At 64.7% G+C, this 19513-nt stretch carries 24 protein-coding genes; 9 read left to right on the top strand and 15 right to left on the bottom strand.

Annotation, left to right across the window (positions count from 1 at the left end):
• Window positions 1-94: 94 nt before the first annotated feature.
• Genes DEVEQU_RS04325 through ccoN form a run of 5 tightly spaced genes read right to left on the bottom strand, consistent with a single transcriptional unit; the run spans window position 95 to window position 3710 of the window.
• Window positions 95-298 carry a hypothetical protein gene (locus tag DEVEQU_RS04325; RefSeq protein ID WP_126149346.1) on the bottom strand — a complete coding sequence of 68 codons (204 nt, stop codon included), beginning with the start codon at window positions 296-298 and terminating at the stop codon, window positions 95-97.
• Entirely contained in the window at window positions 295-1167 is an 873-nt protein-coding gene (gene ccoP / locus DEVEQU_RS04320) for a cytochrome-c oxidase, cbb3-type subunit III (protein WP_126149345.1), read from the bottom strand. The genes DEVEQU_RS04325 and ccoP overlap by 4 nt, the downstream gene beginning before the upstream one ends.
• A complete protein-coding gene (locus tag DEVEQU_RS04315; protein WP_126149344.1) occupies window positions 1158-1331 on the bottom strand; it encodes a cbb3-type cytochrome c oxidase subunit 3 in 174 nt (57 codons plus the stop codon). Before DEVEQU_RS04315 ends, ccoP begins: the two co-directional genes overlap by 10 nt.
• The gene (ccoO, locus tag DEVEQU_RS04310) at window positions 1331-2062 is read right to left on the bottom strand and encodes a cytochrome-c oxidase, cbb3-type subunit II (RefSeq protein WP_126149343.1); all 732 of its coding nucleotides are present in this window, start codon (window positions 2060-2062) and stop codon (window positions 1331-1333) included. Before ccoO ends, DEVEQU_RS04315 begins: the two co-directional genes overlap by 1 nt.
• Before the next feature lie 4 nt (window positions 2063-2066).
• Entirely contained in the window at window positions 2067-3710 is a 1644-nt protein-coding gene (ccoN, locus tag DEVEQU_RS04305; RefSeq protein WP_126149342.1) for a cytochrome-c oxidase, cbb3-type subunit I, read from the bottom strand.
• Between the two features lie 253 nt (window positions 3711-3963).
• Between ccoN and DEVEQU_RS04300 the strand changes: the two genes are divergently transcribed.
• From DEVEQU_RS04300 to DEVEQU_RS04285, 4 genes are read left to right on the top strand one after another with little or no spacing between them, the layout of a single operon-like run.
• Window positions 3964-4215, top strand: a complete 252-nt coding sequence (locus DEVEQU_RS04300) for a DUF2249 domain-containing protein (RefSeq protein WP_126149341.1) — start codon at window positions 3964-3966, stop codon at window positions 4213-4215.
• A gap of 20 nt (window positions 4216-4235) precedes the next feature.
• Window positions 4236-5582, top strand: coding sequence for a hypothetical protein (locus tag DEVEQU_RS04295; protein ID WP_126149340.1), 1347 nt, complete (start codon window positions 4236-4238; stop codon window positions 5580-5582).
• Window positions 5579-6085, top strand: a complete 507-nt coding sequence (locus tag DEVEQU_RS04290; RefSeq protein WP_126149339.1) for a DUF2249 domain-containing protein — start codon at window positions 5579-5581, stop codon at window positions 6083-6085. The genes DEVEQU_RS04295 and DEVEQU_RS04290 overlap by 4 nt, the downstream gene beginning before the upstream one ends.
• On the top strand, window positions 6082-6393 hold the full coding sequence (locus tag DEVEQU_RS04285; protein ID WP_126149338.1) for a metal-sulfur cluster assembly factor: 312 nt from the start codon (window positions 6082-6084) through the stop codon (window positions 6391-6393). The genes DEVEQU_RS04290 and DEVEQU_RS04285 overlap by 4 nt, the downstream gene beginning before the upstream one ends.
• A gap of 17 nt (window positions 6394-6410) precedes the next feature.
• Here the strand turns inward: DEVEQU_RS04285 and DEVEQU_RS04280 are convergent, their stop codons facing one another.
• From DEVEQU_RS04280 to nirK, 4 genes are all read right to left on the bottom strand, one after another.
• Window positions 6411-7613 carry an NnrS family protein gene (locus DEVEQU_RS04280; RefSeq protein WP_126149337.1) on the bottom strand — a complete coding sequence of 401 codons (1203 nt, stop codon included), beginning with the start codon at window positions 7611-7613 and terminating at the stop codon, window positions 6411-6413.
• A 92-nt stretch (window positions 7614-7705) separates the two neighbouring features.
• Window positions 7706-8401 carry a Crp/Fnr family transcriptional regulator gene (locus DEVEQU_RS04275; RefSeq protein WP_223214100.1) on the bottom strand — a complete coding sequence of 232 codons (696 nt, stop codon included), beginning with the start codon at window positions 8399-8401 and terminating at the stop codon, window positions 7706-7708.
• Window positions 8402-8498: 97 nt separating this feature from the next.
• Entirely contained in the window at window positions 8499-9386 is an 888-nt protein-coding gene (locus DEVEQU_RS04270; protein WP_126149336.1) for an SUMF1/EgtB/PvdO family nonheme iron enzyme, read from the bottom strand.
• 71 nt (window positions 9387-9457) lie between these two features.
• Entirely contained in the window at window positions 9458-10588 is a 1131-nt protein-coding gene (gene nirK, locus DEVEQU_RS04265; RefSeq protein WP_126149335.1) for a copper-containing nitrite reductase, read from the bottom strand.
• Window positions 10589-10803: 215 nt separating this feature from the next.
• Between nirK and DEVEQU_RS04260 the strand changes: the two genes are divergently transcribed.
• Window positions 10804-11307 (top strand): pseudoazurin, encoded by a 504-nt coding sequence (locus DEVEQU_RS04260; RefSeq protein WP_386849564.1) that lies wholly within the window; start codon window positions 10804-10806, stop codon window positions 11305-11307.
• A gap of 199 nt (window positions 11308-11506) precedes the next feature.
• Entirely contained in the window at window positions 11507-12520 is a 1014-nt protein-coding gene (murB, locus tag DEVEQU_RS04255; RefSeq protein WP_126149334.1) for a UDP-N-acetylmuramate dehydrogenase, read from the top strand.
• A gap of 16 nt (window positions 12521-12536) precedes the next feature.
• On the opposite strand, the gene DEVEQU_RS04250 is transcribed toward murB, so the two are convergent.
• The 6 genes from DEVEQU_RS04250 to DEVEQU_RS04225 all read right to left on the bottom strand — a co-directional run bounded on the left by DEVEQU_RS04250 (window position 12537) and on the right by DEVEQU_RS04225 (window position 16507).
• Complete coding sequence (locus tag DEVEQU_RS04250; RefSeq protein ID WP_126149333.1) at window positions 12537-13385, bottom strand: 23S rRNA (adenine(2030)-N(6))-methyltransferase RlmJ; 849 nt, start codon at window positions 13383-13385, stop codon at window positions 12537-12539.
• On the bottom strand, window positions 13385-14032 hold the full coding sequence (locus tag DEVEQU_RS04245; protein ID WP_126149332.1) for a LysE family translocator: 648 nt from the start codon (window positions 14030-14032) through the stop codon (window positions 13385-13387). Before DEVEQU_RS04245 ends, DEVEQU_RS04250 begins: the two co-directional genes overlap by 1 nt.
• Before the next feature lie 81 nt (window positions 14033-14113).
• Complete coding sequence (locus DEVEQU_RS04240; RefSeq protein ID WP_126149331.1) at window positions 14114-14512, bottom strand: YciI family protein; 399 nt, start codon at window positions 14510-14512, stop codon at window positions 14114-14116.
• A 43-nt stretch (window positions 14513-14555) separates the two neighbouring features.
• Window positions 14556-15422 (bottom strand): EamA family transporter, encoded by an 867-nt coding sequence (locus DEVEQU_RS04235; RefSeq protein WP_223214099.1) that lies wholly within the window; start codon window positions 15420-15422, stop codon window positions 14556-14558.
• 24 nt (window positions 15423-15446) lie between these two features.
• Window positions 15447-15812 (bottom strand): GFA family protein, encoded by a 366-nt coding sequence (locus tag DEVEQU_RS04230; RefSeq protein WP_126149330.1) that lies wholly within the window; start codon window positions 15810-15812, stop codon window positions 15447-15449.
• 8 nt (window positions 15813-15820) lie between these two features.
• Window positions 15821-16507 carry an AprI/Inh family metalloprotease inhibitor gene (locus tag DEVEQU_RS04225; RefSeq protein ID WP_126149329.1) on the bottom strand — a complete coding sequence of 229 codons (687 nt, stop codon included), beginning with the start codon at window positions 16505-16507 and terminating at the stop codon, window positions 15821-15823.
• A 131-nt stretch (window positions 16508-16638) separates the two neighbouring features.
• On the opposite strand from DEVEQU_RS04225, the gene DEVEQU_RS04220 reads away from it, so the two are divergent.
• From DEVEQU_RS04220 to DEVEQU_RS04210, 3 genes are read left to right on the top strand one after another with little or no spacing between them, the layout of a single operon-like run.
• A complete protein-coding gene (locus DEVEQU_RS04220) occupies window positions 16639-17700 on the top strand; it encodes an aldo/keto reductase (RefSeq protein WP_126149328.1) in 1062 nt (353 codons plus the stop codon).
• The gene (locus tag DEVEQU_RS04215; RefSeq protein WP_223214098.1) at window positions 17693-18376 is read left to right on the top strand and encodes a fumarylacetoacetate hydrolase family protein; all 684 of its coding nucleotides are present in this window, start codon (window positions 17693-17695) and stop codon (window positions 18374-18376) included. The genes DEVEQU_RS04220 and DEVEQU_RS04215 overlap by 8 nt, the downstream gene beginning before the upstream one ends.
• The gene (locus DEVEQU_RS04210; RefSeq protein WP_126149326.1) at window positions 18376-19467 is read left to right on the top strand and encodes an ATP-dependent DNA helicase; all 1092 of its coding nucleotides are present in this window, start codon (window positions 18376-18378) and stop codon (window positions 19465-19467) included. The genes DEVEQU_RS04215 and DEVEQU_RS04210 overlap by 1 nt, the downstream gene beginning before the upstream one ends.
• The last annotated feature ends 46 nt before the right edge of the window (window positions 19468-19513 follow it).

Below are 19513 nucleotides of genomic sequence, written 5' to 3'. Positions count from 1 at the left end.
GGGTGGTCCATACCCGGCGCCTGGGCTCCCTCCCCCTTCTGCAGGGGGAGGGTTGGGGTGGGGGTCCTGAGCGCCGCGGCAAGCATCTGGTTTCTCAACACCCCGACTTGGCGGCGCGGAAATGGTCGGGACTGCCATCGGGCAGCTTGAGGTGATCGACGCAGGCGGGCTGTGAGGAAAAGGCGACATAGACGAGATGGGCATTGGCGAGCAGCAGCACGGCAATGATGCCGAGCCCGATCATCCAGCCCACCCGCCAGGTGCGGCGGATGGGAGGGGTTTGGCCCGTTTCGCTCATGGCGTCTTGCCTCGCAGGTCCTGCACGTAGAGCGCCATCATGCGGATCTGGGCGGGCGACAGGCGGCCTTCCCAGGTGGGCATGGTGCCCTGGCGGCCATTGTAGATCGACTGCCGGATCACCGAGCGATTGCCGCCATAGATCCAGAAATTGTCCATCAGATTGGGTGCGCCGGTATCGGTGGACCCCAACCCGTCCGCGCCATGGCAGGCGGCGCAGTTCTCGGCGAACAGCGTTTCGGCGTCGCCGCGTGCCTCGTTGGTAATGGCCGGACCGTCATGCAGGGCGACCAGGTAATCGGCCAGCTGATTGATCTGTTCGCCCGACAGCATCTGGTCACGCCCGAAGGCCAGCATCTGGCCGTAGCGGGTTTCGGGATGCATGGAATTGATGCCGACGCGGATGGTTTCGGCGATGGCGTCGGTATCATCGCCCCACATCATCGGCGATTGGGCAATATTGGGATAGCCGGGATTGCCCTTGCCTTCGGCACCATGGCAGGCGGCGCAATTGTCCGCGAAGATGGCGGGACCGGCCTGGCGCACCACGGTCATGATGTCCTTGTCGGCGGCCAGGCTGGAAAAGTCCTCGGTGGCGAGGCGATCCATCCAGGCGGCACGCTGCGCATTGGCTTCGGCCAGGCTCTGCTTGACCGCCTGATGCTGGTCGACGCCGAGAAGCCCGCGGAAATAGCCGTTGACGCCCGGCCAGGACGGCATGAGCACGGTCCAGACCAGTCCGAACAGCACCATGGAGATGAGGAAGATCCACACCAGGCGCGGAATGGGGGTGTTCAGTTCCTTGATGCCGTTCCACTCATGGCCAGTGGTGACCTGGCCGGTGAATTCATCGCGTTCCTTCAGCGCCATGGCCGGTCTTCCTCTTCGAGCAGGGGCATTTTGGCGGCTTCATCGAAGCCCTTCTTGTTAGACGGCCAATAGGTCCAGGCGAGGCAGATGGCGCTGAGGCCGAGCAGGTAGAACAGGCCGAAGGACTTGGCGAAACCGACGACTGCTTCATGATCAAAAGGCATTATTCAACCTCCGCCTGCTGGGTGGTGTGGGCGACTTGGGTGAGATTGCCGAGCACCTGCAGGTAAGCCACCAGCGCATCCATGTCGGTGAGCGGTCCCTGGTTGCCGTCGAAGGCACGGATATTGGTGTCGGCGCCATAGCGCTCGGCGACGCCGCTGGCTTCCGGACTGTCCGGATTGGCCTGGCCATAGGCGTCGCGGGTGGCATTGGCGATCTGGTCGTCGCTATAGGGTACGCCCACGGCGCGCAGGGCCCTCAGGTGGTCGCCGAGATCGTCGGTGCGCAGTTGGTCGCGCAGGAGCCAGCGATAGGCCGGCATGACCGATTGCGGCACCAGATCGCGCGGATTGTTGAGATGGGTGACGTGCCAGTCATCCGAATATTTGTTGCCCAGCCGCGCCAGATCCGGCCCGGTGCGCTTGGAGCCCCAGAGCTGGGGATGGTCGTAGCTACTCTCCACCGCCAGCGAATAGGGGCCGTAGCGATCGACCTCGTCCCGCAGGGTGCGGATCATCTGGCTGTGGCAGGCATAGCACCCTTCGCGGATGTAGATATTGCGGCCGGCCACTTCGAGCGGGGTATAGACCCGCATGTCCTCGGCCTTTTCCACGGTCTCGTCGATGGTGAAGAGCGGCGCGATCTCGATCAGGCCGCCAATGGAAGCCACGAGGACGATGAAGGCGACGAGGCCGATGGCGCTGCGTTCCAGGCGATAGTGAAATCCAAACATCGGGCTATTCTCCAGCCTGCATGGCGGCGGCCGGCAGGTCGCCCTGGGCGTCCGGCGCGGTGCCGATAGCCGGCATGCGGATGGTCATGATGGTGTTGTAGAGAGCGGTGAGGGCGCCGAGCAGGAACAGGAGGCCCCCGAAGGCGCGGGCGATATAGTAGGGGTGCATGGCCTCGACGGTCTCGATGAACGAGTAGCTGAGCGCGCCGCTCTCGTCATAGGTGCGCCACATCAGGCCCTGGATGACGCCCGAATTCCACATGGCGAAGACGTAGATAACGGTGCCCGAGAGGGCGAGCCAGAAGTGCACTTCGATCAGCTTCGTCGAATAAATGCGCTCGCGCTTGAACATCGAGGGGACCAGCGCATAGAGCGCGCCGAAGGAGATCATCGCCACCCAGCCCAGAGCCCCGGCATGCACGTGGCCGATGGTCCAGTCGGTATAGTGGCTGAGCGAATTCACGGCGCGGATGGCCATGAACGAGCCTTCGAAAGTGGTTATGCCGTAAAAGATCGCCGCCAGCGCCATGAAGCGCAGCACGGCGTCGTCGCGCACCTTGTGCCAGGCGCCATTCAGCGTCAGCAGCGCATTGCCGGCCGAGGCCCAGCTGGGGACCAGCAGCACCACCGAAAAGGCCATGCCAAGGGTCTGCACCCAATGGGGAAGGGCGGTGTAGTGCAGGTGGTGCGACCCGGCCCACATATACATGAAGGTGATGCCCCAGAACGAGACGATCGACAGGCGATAGGAGAAGATCGGTCGGCCGGCGCGCTTGGGCAGGTAGTAATACATCATGCCCAGGAAGCCGGCGGTGAGGAAGAAGGCCACGGCGTTATGGCCGTACCACCACTGGGTCATGGCATCCTGGACGCCGGCGAACAGCGAATAGGATTTCGACGAGCCGAACGAGATCGGCACGGCCAGGTTGTTGACGATGTGCAGGATGGCCACGACCAGGATGAAGGCCATGTAGTACCAGTTGGCCACGTAGATATGCGGTTCCTTGCGGCGGGCCAGAGTGCGCATATAGATGGCGAAATAGACCACCCAGACCACGACCAGCCAGATATCGGCATACCATTCGGGCTCGGCATATTCCTTGGACTGGGTCATGCCCATGAGGTAGCCGCTGGCCGCCAGCACGCAGAACAGGTTGTAGCCGAGCAACACGAACCAGGGGCTGATGGCGTCGGGCAGGCGGGCGCGGGTGGTGCGCTGCAGCACATGGAAGGAGGTGGCGATCAGCGCATTGCCGCCGAAGCCGAAGATCACGCCCGAAGTGTGCACCGGCCGCAGCCGGCCCCAGCTCAGCCAGGCGAGGTCTAAGGTGAAATCGGGATAGGCCAGAAGCAGCGCCACCCAGAAGCCGGCGGCCATGCCCACCACGCCCCAGAGCAAAGTGAGGATGAGGCCGACGCGGGTGGGCGCGTCGTAATATTGAGCCAGTCGCTCGGCGGAGGGTTCGGGCAGGTCGAAGCCGCGGATCAGGGTCACAGTGCCCCACAGGCTCGCCGCTACCACGATCCAGCCATGCACGCCCATCAGGTCGTTGCGCCCGCCGATCGCCATGGCCAAGCCCACGACGATCAGCCCTCCGAGCAGGACGAGGGACGTTACCCTCTCGCTGCGCGTGAAATCAGCCACCATCTCAAATGCCCCCAATCCGGTTCTGCGGTCGCAGAAAGTCCACTTATGGGAGCAAGCCGTAGAGCAAAGTGGCTGGGCTTCTTTGATCCAGATCAAAGATGCTTCTGATGTGCATGTTTTTTTAGGGGGCGTGGCCGTTGCGCAGTTTGCGCCGCGACAAAGTGCGGGCAGCCGCGGCGCGCTAACCTCGCCATCGTCCCGGCGTCCGGCCGCCGCCGGGCGCATGATGCCAGGTGCGGCCAGGATGGATTCAATGTCTCAAGCCAATGCGGAAGCCGATCTCATCGACGTGCGCACCATTCCCCCGCGTGCGCGGCACCCGCAGATTTTCGCCAAGGCCAATGCGCTGGCAGTGGGCGAAAGCTTCGTCATCGTCAATGACCACGATCCGCGTCCGCTGCACTATCAGTTGCAGGCCGAATATCCGGGCCAGTTCTCCTGGACCTATCTCGAGGCCGGTCACGAGGTTTGGCGCGTGGCGCTGGGCCGCGAAAAGGCCGCCTGAGCTCAAACCGAGACACCACCATGCTGATGGCCGCCATCTCTCGCTGGACCCTTGCCTTTTTCGGCGCGGCGCTGGGCTTTCTCGTCTGCGCCCTGGGCCTGATGGCGGCCGGTATCGGCTATCCCGAAGCGGCGCTGCTGGCGCCGCAGACCCTGATCGTGGTGCATCTGGTGGTGCTGGGCTGGCTGACGCTGCTGATGACCGGGGCGCTGCTGCAATTCCTGCCAGTGCTGGTGGGCGGTGCGCTGCGTTTCGCCGGCCTTGCGCCCATCGTGCTGGGGTTGATCGTTTCCGGGCTCATTCTCCTGCTGATGGGCTTTGCTGTCATGGATGGCTGGGCGCTGGTGCCGCCTGAAACGCTGCCGCTGGGCGGCCTGCTGCTGCTCACCGGTCTCAGCCTTGCCGCCGTCATGCTGTTTTCGACGCTGCTGAACGCCAAGAGCCTGCCGTTGCCGGCCGGATTCGTGGCGATCGCGCTGATGAGCGTGCTGGTCACGGCGCTGCTCGGAGAAACGCTGGCCAGCGCCATTGCCGGCCTGTTCGGCGGCGACTTCGCGGCTGCCATCATCACCCATGGCGTGCCGCTGCATGCCGGCTTCGGGCTGGGCGGCTGGCTGACTCTTGCCGCCATGGGGGTGAGCTATCGGCTGGTGTCGATGTTCCTCGTGGCGCCGGAGCGCAAGGGACTGCTGTCGCGCCTGGTCTTCTGTTGCGCGCTGATGGCGGTGGCTGGCCTGGGCCTGGCCCTGGGCATGCTGCTGGCCGTCAATGCCGACTTGCCGCTGGCGCTGGGCGTGGCGGGGCTGGCGGGGCTCGGCGCCCTTGCTGCCTATGCCGGCGATATCGTCGCGCTCTATCGCAGCCGGCGCCGGCGCGAACTCGAATTGCACATGGCCGCCGCCATGGCGGCCTTTGTGGCGTTGCCGGTTGGCGGGCTGTGGCTGGTGGGGGCCAGCTGGGCCGGCAATGAAGCCGGGATCGCGGCCGCCGTCTATCTCCTGGCCCTCGGCTGGCTCGGCGGTCTGGGTCTGGCCATGCTCTACAAGATCGTTCCCTTCCTCACCTGGCTCGAGTGCTTTGCCCCGTTGATGGGCCGCAAGCCGACGCCGCGGGTGCAGGACCTGGTGGCCGAGCCCCGTGCCCGGCTCGCCTTCTTCGCCTATTTCGCCGCCGTTCTCGGCGCGGCGCTGGCGCTGCAATGCGGCCTGCCCCTGGTGTTCCGGGCGGCGGCGCTGTGCCAGCTGCTCGCCGTCTCCTGGCTCATCCTGCAATTTTACCGGGCGCGGCGCCTCGCTGATCTGCCCGCCCCCTGGCACGATCACCCCCGACCCCGTCTGCTGCTGCCCCGACAAAGGAGTTTTCTATGAACGATCTCGAGCTGGACGTCCGTCCCCTCTTGCGCGGTGGCGGCGAACCGTTTGGCGCCATCATGGATGCAGTCAATCGTCTCGAACCCGGGCAAAGGCTCAAGCTCTTCGCCACCTTCCGGCCGGAGCCGCTGTTTTCGGTGATGCAGGCCAAGGGTTTCGGCTATGACGAGACCCCGCTCGATCATGGCGAGTGGCAGGTGGTGTTCACGCCCCAGGCCGAAAATGTCCTCACCGGCGCCTCGGTGCCTGAGGATCCGGACAGCTGGGACGACCCCGTCCACTATCTCGAACTCTCCGATCTCGATCCGCCCGAGCCGATGGTGCGCATCCTGACCCAGCTCGAAACCATGAGCGAGGGCCAGGTGCTGTTCGCGCTGCTGGGTCGCGAGCCGCTGCTGCTGTTTCCCGAGCTCAGTGCCCGCGGCCATGCCTGGGCCGGCGATTTCGACGCTGCGGGCGAGCATTACCGGCTGATGGTGCGGGCGGGGCGGCGGCCATGAGCTTTCCCGCCCGCCTGCAGATCGAGGCCGATATCCGCGCGGCCCTGCATGCAGTGATCGATCCCGAGCTTGGCTTCAACATCGTCGATCTCGGCATGGTCTATGCTATCGGGGTCGATGATGAGGGCGCGGCGGCCATTGTCATGACCACCACCACGCGCTTCTGCCCCGCCAGCGGCTTGCTCCAGGATGCGGTGACCAAGCGGGCCGGCGCGGTGCCGGGCGTCACCGCGGTGACGGTAGAGCTTTGCTACGATCCGCCCTGGGGACCCGAGATGATGTCGCCCGAGGTTTCGGCCCAGTTCTGACAGCACGGGAAGCGTGCCTATTCGGCCCGCGGCTTGCGACGCCCGAGAATGGGCGGTGCATATTCGACGACATAGAGCGCAAAGGCTGCCATCCAGCACAGCGCCGTCAGTTCCAGCACCATCATGGTCAGGTCCGGCGACAGCATGGCGGCGGGACGCAACAGCGCCGCCAGCCCCAGCAGGATATAGCTGACAGCGGTCCGGCTGCTGGCTAGCAGCGGCAGCCCGGTATGGCCGCGCGTCGCCCGGCTCATCACCGCCAAGGTCATGAGTCCGATGCCGCCCACGGTGAACACATGCAGCGCCGAGGCCGCGTCGAGAAGCCCGGAGGGCACCAGGGCAATGGCGAAAAAGCCCAGCGGCACGAAGCCATAGGCCAGGTGCAGCACCAGAACCAGGGCCTCCGCGCCGGTCTGCCAGCCTTGCCAGCGGCCCAGCCGCCAGGCCTGCATCAGCCCGGCAATCACCGCCGCGACGGCGGTGCCGATCCATTCGGGCGCGATGACCCAGCAGGCCAGGGCGCCGAGACTGACCAGCAGGGCGGTGGTGTCGAGCCCGTTATAGGGCGTCGGCAAGGCGGTGGCATGGCGCTTGGCCAGCCAGTTGCGGGTGAAGCTGGGCACGATGCGGCCGCCGATAATGGCGATCAGCATGATATAGGCGGCAACGGCGAGGCGGCTCGCCAAGGTCGGGTCATCGTTGGAGACGATCAGCGCGTGAAAGCCGATATTGGCCAGCGCCAAGGCGGCCACGGCGGCCAGTACCTTGAGATCGCGCCATTTTTTCCCGGCGACGATCTCGCGCAAGCAAATGCCGAACAGCAGCACCAGGAAGGCGCTGTCGATGAGGATGGAGAGCGGCAGCCCCAGCAGATCGGGGGCGATCAGCATCAGCCGCCCTGCCAGCCACACCGCGAATAACAGTGCCAGCGGTCCACCCGAGACCGGCAGGCGCCCGGTCCAGTTCGGAATGGCGGTGAGCAGGAACCCGGCCAGGGCAGCGCTCGAATAGCCGAACAGCATTTCGTGCGCATGCCAGGCCGGCCCGCCATAGGACCCGCCAATGTCAAAGCCTGTGGCGAGGGCGGCGATCCACAGACCCATGGCCAGGATGGCCCAGATGCCGGCGGCCAGGAAGAACGGCCTGAAGCCATAGGCAAGCAGGATGGGTCCGCTCTGGGCGAGGCCGCGCGGCACGGGTTTGCGGGGTGTGGGGGTCATGGAAGGCTCGAACTTCGGGACATCGCTATCCGAGCGCTAGCGGGCCTCGGTGCCGGCGTCCTTGTCGTGGCGCAAACTTGCCGGCGGCGGGGTCAGCCTTCACCCTCGGCCAGAGCGGCAAGCCGGGCGCGATCGCGCACCAGCAGTTTTTGTCGTCCACCCCTCACGATTCCCTGGCCTTCCCAGGCGCTAAAAATGCGCGACACGGTATGCAGCGTCGTACCGGTCATTTCGGCTACGTCCTGGCGGGTGAGGGGGAAATCGATGCGCACGCCGTCCTCCTCGCGCTTGCCGGCCTGGTCCATCAGGCGCAGTACCGCATGGGCGACGCGGCGTTCCACTTCTTCGGTGGCCATTTCGCGAATGCGGGTATGGGCCTCCTGCAGGCGCTGGCCGATGGTGCGCATGGCGTTGACGGCCATATGCGGGTTCTGTTCGACGAAATGGCCCCAAACCTCGTTGGGCCAGCACAGCACCAGGCTTTCGGCCGCCGCCAGCGGGGTGCCGGGATAATCGTCGCGCTGCAGCGCCTGGGCGAAACCGAAGAGGTCGCCGGGGTGGACGACCCGCACAATGATCTGCTGGCCTTCGGAGGTGACCTGCATCACCTTCAGGCGGCCATGCAGCAACAGGAAGAATTGAGTAGCCTTCTGGCCCTGCTCGAACACGGCCTCGCCGATCAACAGGCGCCGCAGGCTGGCCCGTGCCAGAAGCCGGTCGATATCGGCATCGCTCATATTGGCGAAGAGCGGCAGGGACCGCACCAGGCTCCGGTCGATATCAGCCAATTCGCGGGTCTCCGGCTTTTGATGCACTTGAAATACATCAAAAGTGGGAATGGCGATACCTGCACGCGGGTCGCACCCCCTGGTACCGGTCAATGGCTCAGATGCCCAGGCGGGCGAGCCAGGGCTCGTACCAGGCCGGCCGACGCACCAGGCGGAAGCCCAGATTGTCGGGCGGGGTGCCGACCGAGCAGCCACCGCTCTTGGCGTCGCGCACAAAGGTGCTCATCGGCGCGCGGTGCTGGCCGTTGAGCATGCGGATGGTGCAGGCCTCGGCGCTGCCGAGCACGGTGCCGGCCGCATCGATATGGGTCTTGCTATAGCAGCTGTCGGTCCATTCCCAGACATTGCCAGCCATATCGATGACGCCATGGCTATTGGCACCAAAACTGCCCAAAGCCCGGGGAAGCGGATCGGCGGCGCGGTTGCGTGCGGCTTCCTTGTTGTAGTCGGCAATCCAGCGCAGGGCCGGGTTGGCGCCGTCATCCAGTCCCAGCGCGTCATCGGTAAAGCGCTCGCCGGCGGCATAGGCCCATTCGGCGTCGGTGGGCAGGGTCCAGCTCTGCCCGGTCCGGGCCGAGAGCCAGCCGGCATAGGCCACCGCATCATTATAGTTTACCCCGGTCACCGGCACATTGCCTCTGCCGATATTGACCGGCTCGGCCCGCTGGCAGGCGCCGTCGGCGACGCACAATCCGTAATCGGCGGCGCTGACCTGGTTCTGCATGATCACCACCGGCGCGTCGAACACGGCGTCGATGAGCGGCGCATCCACCTGGGCGCCATTGCGCATATAGACGCCGGGGGCGCGGTAGTTGAGGTTTCCTGCCGGCAGGGTGACGGTCGGGGGCGCCAGAACGTCAGCGGTCTGGAACACGAGGGGCAACGGGGCGACCTGCACCGCCATGGCCCCGAGCGCCAGAACCAGCAGGCTGGCGGGGAGGGCCAGGTGGTGGGGATGTTTGGCATGGGTGGTGGTGGCAGTCATGAAAGCCTCTCGGAGGGGTTGCCGGCGCAAGGGGTCGCGCCGGTCGCTTGCTTGGGGCAGAAGAGGCGTCCCTAGATCGCCGTGGGGGGCAGCACGCTGGTCATCAGGTCGTCGTTCCAGTCGCCTTCCACCACGAAGTGGCCGGCAGCGCCGAGTTCGAAGGCCTCGATCAGGTTGTGGTTCACATAGGCGTAGACGCCGGGCTGCAGGAACGTATAGAGGGCTGCGCCCGCTGCACCGCCGGGGATGAACCAGGTTTCCTGGTCGACATCGGGCGGGGTGTGGAACTTGCCCGTGGGCCAGACGAAATCGCCATGCCCGCCGATCAGATGCGGCCGCGTATCGCGGTTGGCCTGCGAATGCAGGATCAGCACTTTTTCGCCAACCTTGGCCTTGAGCGCATTGTCGCCCGTCAGTGCGCCGACCTTGCCATTGAACACCACATGGCTGGGGACCAGCTTGCGCATCACCTCGAGCGTATCGGCATAGCCGTCGCCGATGCTCTCGAAGGCCATGTAGTTGCCGTCGGCATCCTTGGGCACGTAGAAGTCCTGCTCCCCGACATAGTAGACCCGGTCATAGGTCAGGCGATTGCCGGCGGGGTCCTTGAGGCCATCGCGCGGCAGCACGGTTATGGCCCCATTCATCCCCGAGGTGACGTGCCAGGGCACCATGCCCTCGGGAGCACAGTGATAGACGAACACACCGGCCTTGCTGGCCTTGAAGCGCAGTACCGCCTTTTCGCCGGGATTGACATGGGTCAGCGCCGCGCCGCCCAGCGCGCCCGTTGCGGCGTGGAAGTCTATATTGTGCATCATCAGGTTGGTGTCGGGGTTGATCAGCGTCAGCTCGACATAGTCGCCTTCATGCACGACCATCATCGGGCCGGGGATCGAGCCATTGAAGGTCATGCCCCAGATTTCGACGCCGTCATCGACCTCGTGCCGTTTTTCCTCGATCGTCATGGTGAACTCGACGATTTTCGGTCCACCGGTGGCGACCTGTTCGTGGGCATGGACGAAAGGCGGAGCGACAAGGTCGACCTTGATGCGTTCCAGAGTGTTGAGGTCGACCGGTGCCGCCATGGCATTGCCCGTTTCTTGTGCTGCGGCCGGCAATATTGCGGCCAACTGCGTGGCCGCACCTATAGCGGCGACGCCGGCCAGCAAAGCTCTCCGCGAGACCGTGTTCTTGTCAGCCATTTTGCTCTCCATCGTGTCGCGGGGTGGTTCCGCTCCGTTCAAGAGGCAAGCTATGCCTTCTGGGGCGCGCCACATTGAGCCGGAACAAATAATGATGCATTCGGTGTGCATCTTTTCTGCTGCTGTTTGATCGGGGTCAAAGTCCGCCTTGTCCCGGCATTGATAGGACTGTGGCGACGGGCCGTCCCCGACCCGGTTTTCCATGGAGAATGAACATGCGCCGTTTCCCCGATATTGCAGTCCTGAGCCAGACCACCACCGCGCGCCGCGCCGTCCTGCTGGGCATGCTGGCCCTGGCGGCTGCCGCCCCTTTCGTGCATGTCGACCAGGCCTTCGCGCAGGGCGTGACCCATGAGGTGCATATGCTCAACAAGGGCGCTGCAGGCGCCATGGTGTTTGAGCCGGCCGCCATCAAGATCGCGGTTGGCGACAGCATCACCTTCATTCCCACCGACAAGGGCCACAATGTCGAGACCATCAAGGAAATGATCCCGGAGGGCGCCGCGATCTTTAAAAGCAAGGTCAGCGAAAATTATACGGTCACCTTCGACGTGCCCGGCGTCTATGGCCTCAAATGCACGCCGCACTATGCAATGGGCATGGTGGCGCTGGTCGTGGTCGGCGAAGGGCTGGAAAACCTCGATGCGGTCAAGGCCTTCAAAGTGCCCAACAAGGTGGGCGAGCGCTTTGCCGCTGCCTATGCCGAACTCGGCCTCTAGAGCGTTTACGTTCTGGTTGATCCGGCCTCATCGCCCCCTCCACCTTGAGGGGAGGGAGGCGAAAGAGCCAAGAGTCCACCTCAAGTTGAAATGATCCAGGACGTCCTGGGCATAACCAGCCCAGCGATCTCGGCTGTTTTGTCGGCAAGGGCAAAACAGCCGATTGTGCTCCGTCGCCGGGCAGCGCATTTTGCGGGCCATGAATGCCATCGCCCCCCAATTGATTCCCGAATTCGATCTTTCGACTCGCAATACCCTGGCGCTGCGGGCGGTTTCGCGCTTCAGCGCCTTTGTCGAAAGCCCGGCGCAGCTGCCAGCACTGTTTGCAGAGGCCGAGGCCATGGGCCTGCCGGTGCGCCTCCTGGGCGGGGGCAGCAATGTGGTGCTGGCGCCGCGCTTCGAGGGCATTACCGCGCTCATGGCGATCTCCGGCCGTACCGTGCTCGAAGAGCGCAGTGATGCGGTGCTGCTCGAGGTGGCGGCGGGCGAGAACTGGCACGATCTCGTCGCCTGGTCGGTGGGACAGGGCTTTGGCGGGCTCGAAAACCTGGCGCTGATTCCCGGTACGGTGGGCGCGGCGCCGGTGCAGAATATCGGGGCCTATGGTGCCGAAGTGGCCGATTTTCTCGACAGTGTCCTCGTCTATGACCGGATGGAGCAGCGCGAACAGCGTTTTGGCCGCGACGCATGTGCCTTCGCCTATCGCGACAGCCGCTTCAAGCGCGAGCCGGGCCGCTATGTCGTTCTGTCGCTGCGGCTCAGCCTGCCGCGCCCGTGGCGGGCCAATCTCGGCTTTGCGGGGCTGGCCGAACTGGGCGAGGGGGCGACGCCGGAGGCGGTGATGCAGCGGGTGGTGGCGCTGCGGCAGTCAAAACTGCCTGATTGGCATGTCGAGCCCAATGCGGGCTCGTTCTTCCACAATCCCATCGTCGCGCCCGAACTAGCCGCTGCGGTTGTGGCGGAGCTCGCCAGTGCCCCCAATTATCCGCAGCCCGATGGTCGGGTCAAACTTTCGGCCGGCTGGTTGATCGAGCAAAGCGGCCTCAAGGGTTTTCGCCTGGGGCCGGTGGGCACCTCGCCGCGCCATGCTCTGGTCGTGGTCAATCACGGCGGCGGCACAGCCGAGGACATCGCGGCGCTGGCCGCCCATATCAAGGCGACCGTCCTCGCCCGATTCGGTGTCCGCCTCCAGGAAGAGCCGGTGTTTTTCTGAGGGCAGAGGCTCCCCGCTATTCCCCGGCCACCCATTCGACGCGCGTCGTGCCGCTATTGTCGTCGTCGAGCAGGCGCGCAAGGGTCGGCAATGCCGTACGCATTTCGGCTTCCAGCACGAAGGGCGGGTTGACGACCACCATGCCGGTGCCATGGAGGCGCGGCGGCGTGGAGGGGGCGCGCATGGTGAGCTCCAGCCGCAGGATCTTGGGAATGCCGGTCGCTTTCAGCGCCTTGATATAGGCCTCGACCTCGCCGGGCTCTTTGATCGGATACCAATAGGCATAGATGCCGCCGGGCCAGCGCTGATGGCCCTGGACCAGCGATCTCGTCATCCGCTCGAACTCGCCCTTTTCCTCGAAGGGCGGGTCGACCAGCACCAGTCCGCGCTTTTCCTTGGGCGGCAGATGGGTGCCGAAAATCTTCCAGGCGTCGAGCGCGGTGATGCGCGTCTGGAAATCGCCGGCAAAATTCTCCTTGAGCCGCTCGGCATCGATCGGATGCAGTTCGAACCCCATCAGCCGGTCCTGCGCCCGCAGCATGTGGCGGGTGATGAAGGGCGAGCCGGGATAGTAACGCAAGCCGCCATCCGGGTTCTGCGCCCGCACGGCAGCGAGATAGGGGGACAGTAGCTCGGCAACATCGGCGGGTAGGCTCGCATCCAGCACCCGGCCGATGCCGTCCTGCCATTCGCCGGTTTTTTCCGCTTGTCCGCCCATGAGGTCATAGATTCCGAGCCCGGCATGGGTGTCTATGACGCGGAAAGCGGCCTGCTTGCGCATGAGATAGGCGAGAATGCGCGTGAGTATGACGTGCTTGACCACATCGGCGAAATTGCCGGCGTGAAAGGCGTGACGATAGTTCATTATTTGCGGCCTTCCGCCAGAAGGATGGTGGCGGCAAAGGCCATGAACACGGCGGCGAAGCTCCAGTTGAGTGCCTTGCCGACCCAGGCATTTTCCTTGAGCGTCCGCGTCAGCCATTCGGCGAAGAGCACGATGGCGATCACCACCGGCAGCGAGACGATGACGAATTCGAGCCCCAGGAACATCAGCTTGCTCGATGCCGCCGGATCGGAGGCCGAGACGAATTGCGGCAGGAAGGTCACGAAGAACAGCGCCACCTTCGGATTGGTGAGATTGATGCCGAGCCCGGTGAGATAGGACTGGCCCCAGCTGGGGCGCTTGCCGGCGGCGCGCGGCACCAAAAGACCTCCGCCATCGCGAATGGCCTGGATGGCGAGCCAGATGAGATAAAGTGCGCCGACGATCTTGAGGGCCCAGAAGGCGGCCGGGGCAGTCACGATCAGAACGGAAATGCCGAAGGCCACCAGCATGGTGTGCACGGCAATGCCCGTGGTCGCGCCCAGCACGGTGGCAAAGCCATGGCTGCGGCCCCAGTTCATGGTGCGCGAGATGAACAGCGCCATGTCGGGCCCCGGCGTAACCGCCAGGACGAAGGCGGCCAGTGCAAAGGCAAGGATGACGGGCAGGTCGGGGACGAAAGCGGGCATGGGTGGCTCGGATTGGATGCAGCCGCGACACTGCCACTATTCGCCGTCCGGCGGTAGGGGCGAGCCATGCCCGACTGAACCCTATTCGGCGGCCTGGACCTGCGGTTCGCTGGCGAGGCGATTGTCGCCAAAATAGCGGAGCGGGCGGATTTCATAGGCGCCGAGGCCCGGATTGGCGATGGAGAGCTGGCGGGCAAAGTCGAGCGCCTCGTCCATGGTCTCGCAATCGGCGACGTAGAAGCCCAGAAACTGCTCCTTGGTCTCGGCAAAGGGGCCGTCGAACACCACTGCTTCGCCCGAGGCCTTGCGCAGGGTCTTGGCCTCGTCGGTGTTCCAGAGACGAACCACGGGCCCGAGCTTGCCTTTGGCGCTCATCCTGGCCTGGACCTCACCGAGCCGGACCATGCAGGCCGCGTCTTCTTCCTTGGTCCATTGCGAAACGGCGTTTTCTTCGTTGTAACACAGGATGGCATAGAGCATGGGGACCTCCTCGGGGCACCAGATTATGCCTCCGCAATCGATATCAGGCAATCTTGGGCTTGTTGCGCCGGGCAATGGTCAGCGTGGCGCCGATCGAGGCCGCCATGATGGCAGCAATACCGGCGATCTGTGGGGCGGCCAGCGTTTCGTGCAGCAGCACCAGCCCGGACAGGGCGGCAAAGGCCGGCTGGCCGCTCATCAAGATGCCGAAGAGGCGGGCCGGAATATGGGGCAGGGCCACCATGTCGAGCGCATAGGGAATGGCGCTCGAGAGCAGCGCAATGGCAAGACCCAGCGGCAAAAGCGCGGGATCGAACAGCGCCGTTCCGGCGGTGGCCAGGCCGAAGGGCAGGGCGATCACCGCCGCCGTGCCGACGCCGAGCGCGGCGATATGGGGGCCTCCGCCGGTGCCGGCGCGCTGGCCGAAAATGATATAGCCGGCCCAGCAGGCCCCGGCGCAGAGCGCCAGGACGATGCCGATGGGAGAAATATGGTCCGAGGCCTCGCCCCAGGGCAGCAAGAGCGCAAAACCTGCCACCGCCAGCCCGATCCAGAAGAAATCGAGCGGTTTGCGCGCGCCGAACAGGGCGACCGCGAGCGGGCCGGTGAATTCGAGCGCTACGGCAATGCCGAGGGGAATGTGCTCGAGCGCGGCGTAAAAGAAGAGGTTCATCGCCCCCATGGCGCCGCCATAGAGCAGCACCGCCCGCCATTGCCGGCCATCGAGCCGCTGTCGCCAGGGCCGGAACACCGCGATCAAGACCAAAGCCGCCAGCGTCAGGCGCATGGCGGTGGCGCCAGCCGGACCGACCAGGGGAAACAGCATCTTGGCAAAGCTTGCCCCGGTCTGGGTAAAGACCATGCCGAGGGTAACGAGCAGAACGGGAAGAACGACGGAATTGGGCCGCACGCGAGAGGCTTTCTATGGGGCTAGCTAAAAGAACAGACCGGTGCCCGCTGCGTCCTTGTAGTTGATTTCAGCGTTTTTGAGGCTGCCGGGTTCAATGAGGCGCGCATTGATGCCCATGCTGGTGCGCGTCGGTTTGCGCGGCAGCCAATGGGTGATGCAGCCGCAGGTGCCGCAGCGGTGGAAATCGACGTTCTTGCCGTTCCAGGCGTAGGTGTCGGTCGGCTGGCGCGCCTCCACCACCACTTCGGCGATTGGATAATAGGCCCAGAGCACGCCATAGCGACGGCAGAGGGTGCAATTGCAATGGGTGATCTCGGCAGGGGCGCTTTTGAGCGTGATGCTGATGGCGCCACAATGGCAGGTGGCGGTGAGAGATGTGTGCTGGTCCATGGCCGTGCTCAGCAAAAATTCTGGAAGCCGATGAAAATGCCTTCTGGCTGGGTAAAGTGCTTGAGCACATAGCCGGTGGGCAGCCCGTTCTGGCCCGGGGCGATATGGCAGCGATAGCCCTCTTGCGTCGCCTGGCAGCTGTCGATCATGAAACACTGGTTGGCCGTGGTCTCGCCCAGCTTGGCGCTGGCCATGGTTGGCTGCTGGCGGATCACAAGTGGGTGCAGGCCGCGTACCCAGAGCGGAAAGGCGGTGGGCACGGCGATATCGGCGGCGTCGGCGCAATAGCCGCTCGCCGGGTGGCGGATGCAGTTCTGCGCCGGGGCGGGCTGGTTGGAGGCGACGTTCTGGCCGCTGAGCGGGGCGAGCAGGGCCGGCGCGCCATCGGCGAAACGCCCGTCCAGCGCCCGGCCATTGGGCGAGAAGGTGGCCACGGGCCTGCCGTCATAGCCGAGGAGATGGACATTGCCCCCTTCGGTCCGCCAGCCATTGACCATGGCCAGTGGGCCCAGGCATCCGAGGCTCGTGGCCCAGAGGCCGGATGTGCTCGAGGTGGTGGCGAGGTTGATGCGGCACATGCCGGTCCCCTCGCCGGTCGTCACCTGCCAGTCGCCGGCATAGCGGCTGGCATCCTGCGCCAGAACCGGCGCCGCGAGCAGGGCCAGGATCGTTACCACCAGCAAGCGCATGCGCATGACCTATCTCCTCCGTCGGACCGGCCGAATGTGCCCCAGGCGGGACGATTCTGCGATGGGCAAGTGCACCGGCATTGACCCGGCCCCGCGAACGCTTTAGCCCTTCGTTACCCGGAACAAAGGAGGAATCCATGGAGTATCGCTATCTCGGGCGCTCGGGCCTCAGGGTCTCGGTCCTGACCATGGGGACCATGACCTTTGGCGGCAGCGAAAAGATCGGCAATACCAGCCCGGCAGACGCCGCGCGGCAGGTGGATATGTGCCTCGATGCCGGGATCAATCTCTACGACACCGCCAATGTCTATAATGCCGGCGTATCCGAGGAAATCCTGGGCGATATATTGGCCGAAAACGGCCGCCGTCAGAAGGCGCTGATCGCTACCAAGGTGCGGTTCAAGATGGGCGATGGGCCCAATGATGCCGGCCTTTCCCGGCACCACATCATCGCGCAGTGCAAGGCCAGCCTCAAGCGCCTCAAGACCGATGTCATCGATCTCTACCAGGTGCATGAATGGGATGGCCGCACGCCAATCGAGGAGACCATGGAAGCGCTCGACACGCTCGTGCGCCATGGCCATGTGCGCTATATCGGCTGCTCGAACTATTCGGGCTGGCACATCATGAAGGCGCTGGCCTCGGCCGATCAGCGGCACAATGCCCGCTTCGTGTCTCAGCAAATCCACTACTCCCTTCATAGCCGCGACGCCGAATATGAGCTGGTGCCGATTTCCCAGGACCAGGGGCTGGGCATTCTGGTCTGGTCGCCTTTGGCCGGCGGGCTGCTTTCGGGCAAATATCGCCGCAGCGGTGGGCCCGAAACCGGCCGCCATGTCGGGGGTTTCCGCGAGCCGCCGGTCTATGACCAGGAAAAACTGTACAATGTGATCGAGGAGATTGTCGCTATTGCGCAGGATCGCGGGGTGTCGGGTGCACAGGTGGCGCTGGCCTGGCTCCTGGGGCGGCCTGGCGTCACCTCGCTGATCATTGGCGGCCGCAACGAAAAGCAGTTCGCCGACAATATCGCGGCGGCCGATTTCAAGCTGAGCGCCGAGGAACGTGCCCGGCTCGACAAGGTCAGTCGCCCGCCGCTGCTCTATCCCTACTGGCACCAGTCGTTCTCGGCGCAGGACCGGCTGAGCCCGGTAGACATGGACCTGATCGGCCCCTATGCCGAGGAGTTCAAGCGTGGCTGATTTCCTGTTCGAGCCCCATGCCCCGGTCAGCGTGCCGATCGCACGGGGCGGCCTCTTCGCGGTGCGCCGCGTCTATTGCGTGGGGCGCAATTACGAAGAGCATGTGCGCGAAATGGGCAATGATACGCGCGATCCGCCTTTCTTCTTTTCCAAGCCGGCCGATGCGGTGGTGGTCGGGGGCGCGTCCATGCCCTATCCACCTCAAACCAGCGATCTGCATCACGAGATCGAGCTGGTCGTGGCCATCGGCAAGGATGGCGCCGATATCGCCGAAAGCGAAGCGCTCGACCATGTCTATGGCTATGCCGTCGGGCTCGACATGACCCGGCGCGACCTGCAGTCGGTGGCCAAGACGGCCGGCCGGCCCTGGGACATGGCCAAGGGGTTCGATCATTCCGCGCCCATCGGCACCATCGAGCCGGCCAGCGCCATCGGCCATCCCGATCATGGCGCCATCACCCTTGTGGTCAATGGCGTCGAGCGGCAGCGGGGCGATCTCGTCCAGCAGATCTGGAGCGTGCCGGAGACTTTGGCCTTTCTCAGCCGTTTCGTGACGCTGAGGGCCGGGGACCTGATCATGACCGGCACGCCCGCCGGGGTTGGCGCGGTGGGGCGCGGCGATGTGCTGGAGGGCAGGATCGAGGGCGTGGGCAGCGTGCGGACGGAGATCGTCTGATGGCGCCGGTCTGGTCGAGCCAGCAGGATGCGGCCCTGGTGGCGGTTTCGGCCTGGCTCAAGGATCGCAACGGGCCGCAGGTTTTTCGTCTGTTCGGCTGGGCCGGGACCGGCAAGTCGACCCTGGCCGTGCATCTGGCGCAGGATATCCGCAACGTCAAATATGCCGCCTTTACCGGCAAAGCGGCGCTGGTGATGCGCAAGCGCGGCTGCAAGGGCGCCCAGACCATCCATAGCCTCATCTACACGCTGGTCAGCGAAGGCGATGGCGAGCCGCGTTTCGTGCTCGACCCGGAAAGCCCTGCGGCGGATGCGGATCTCATCGTCATCGACGAGGTGTCGATGGTGGACGAGCAATTGGGCGCCGACCTCTTGTCCTTCGGGGTCAAGATCCTGGTGCTGGGCGATCCGTTCCAGCTGCCGCCGGTGCAGGGCGCGGGGTTCTTCATCAATGAGGAGCCCGATGTGATGCTGACCGAAATCCATCGCCAGGCCGCTGACAATCCAATCATCCAGCTGTCGATGGCGGTGCGGGAGGGCGGTTATCTCGAGCATGGCTCCTATGGCGAAAGCGTCGTGGTGGGACGCGACAAGGTCGACCGCGATGCGGTGATGCAGGCCGATCAGGTGCTGGTGGGCCGCAACAAGACCCGGCTGACCTATAATGACCGCTTGCGCGAATTGAAGGGACTGCCCTTCCATGAGCCAGTGGTGGGCGACCGCATGGTCTGCCTGAGGAACAATCCGCGCAAACGCCTGCTCAACGGGCAGATCTGGATCGTCACCGATGCGACGCGGCGCACCAATGGCAAATGGAGCCTGATGCTGGCCGATGACGAGGGCAAGGGCGAAGTCAAGGTGATGACGCACAAGGCCTTCTTCTCGGGCGAGGAAGACGCCATGAGCTGGACCGAGCGGCGGGCCTTCGACGAGTTCACCTTCGGCTATTGCCTCACCGTTCACAAGGCGCAGGGCAGCCAGTGGGACAATGTCTATCTGTTCGATGAAAGCTTCGTCTTCCGCGAAGAGCGGGCGCGCTGGCTCTATACGGGGATCACAAGGGCGGCGGAGAAGATCACCATCGTGAGCTGATCCGGTCCTGTCGCTCCCTCGACCCTTGAGGGGGAGGGCCGGGGTG

Source organism: Devosia equisanguinis, from assembly GCF_900631955.1.
In the GTDB taxonomy this organism is placed as follows: domain Bacteria; phylum Pseudomonadota; class Alphaproteobacteria; order Rhizobiales; family Devosiaceae; genus Devosia; species Devosia equisanguinis.
This window is presented reverse-complemented; position numbering and strand designations above follow the sequence as displayed.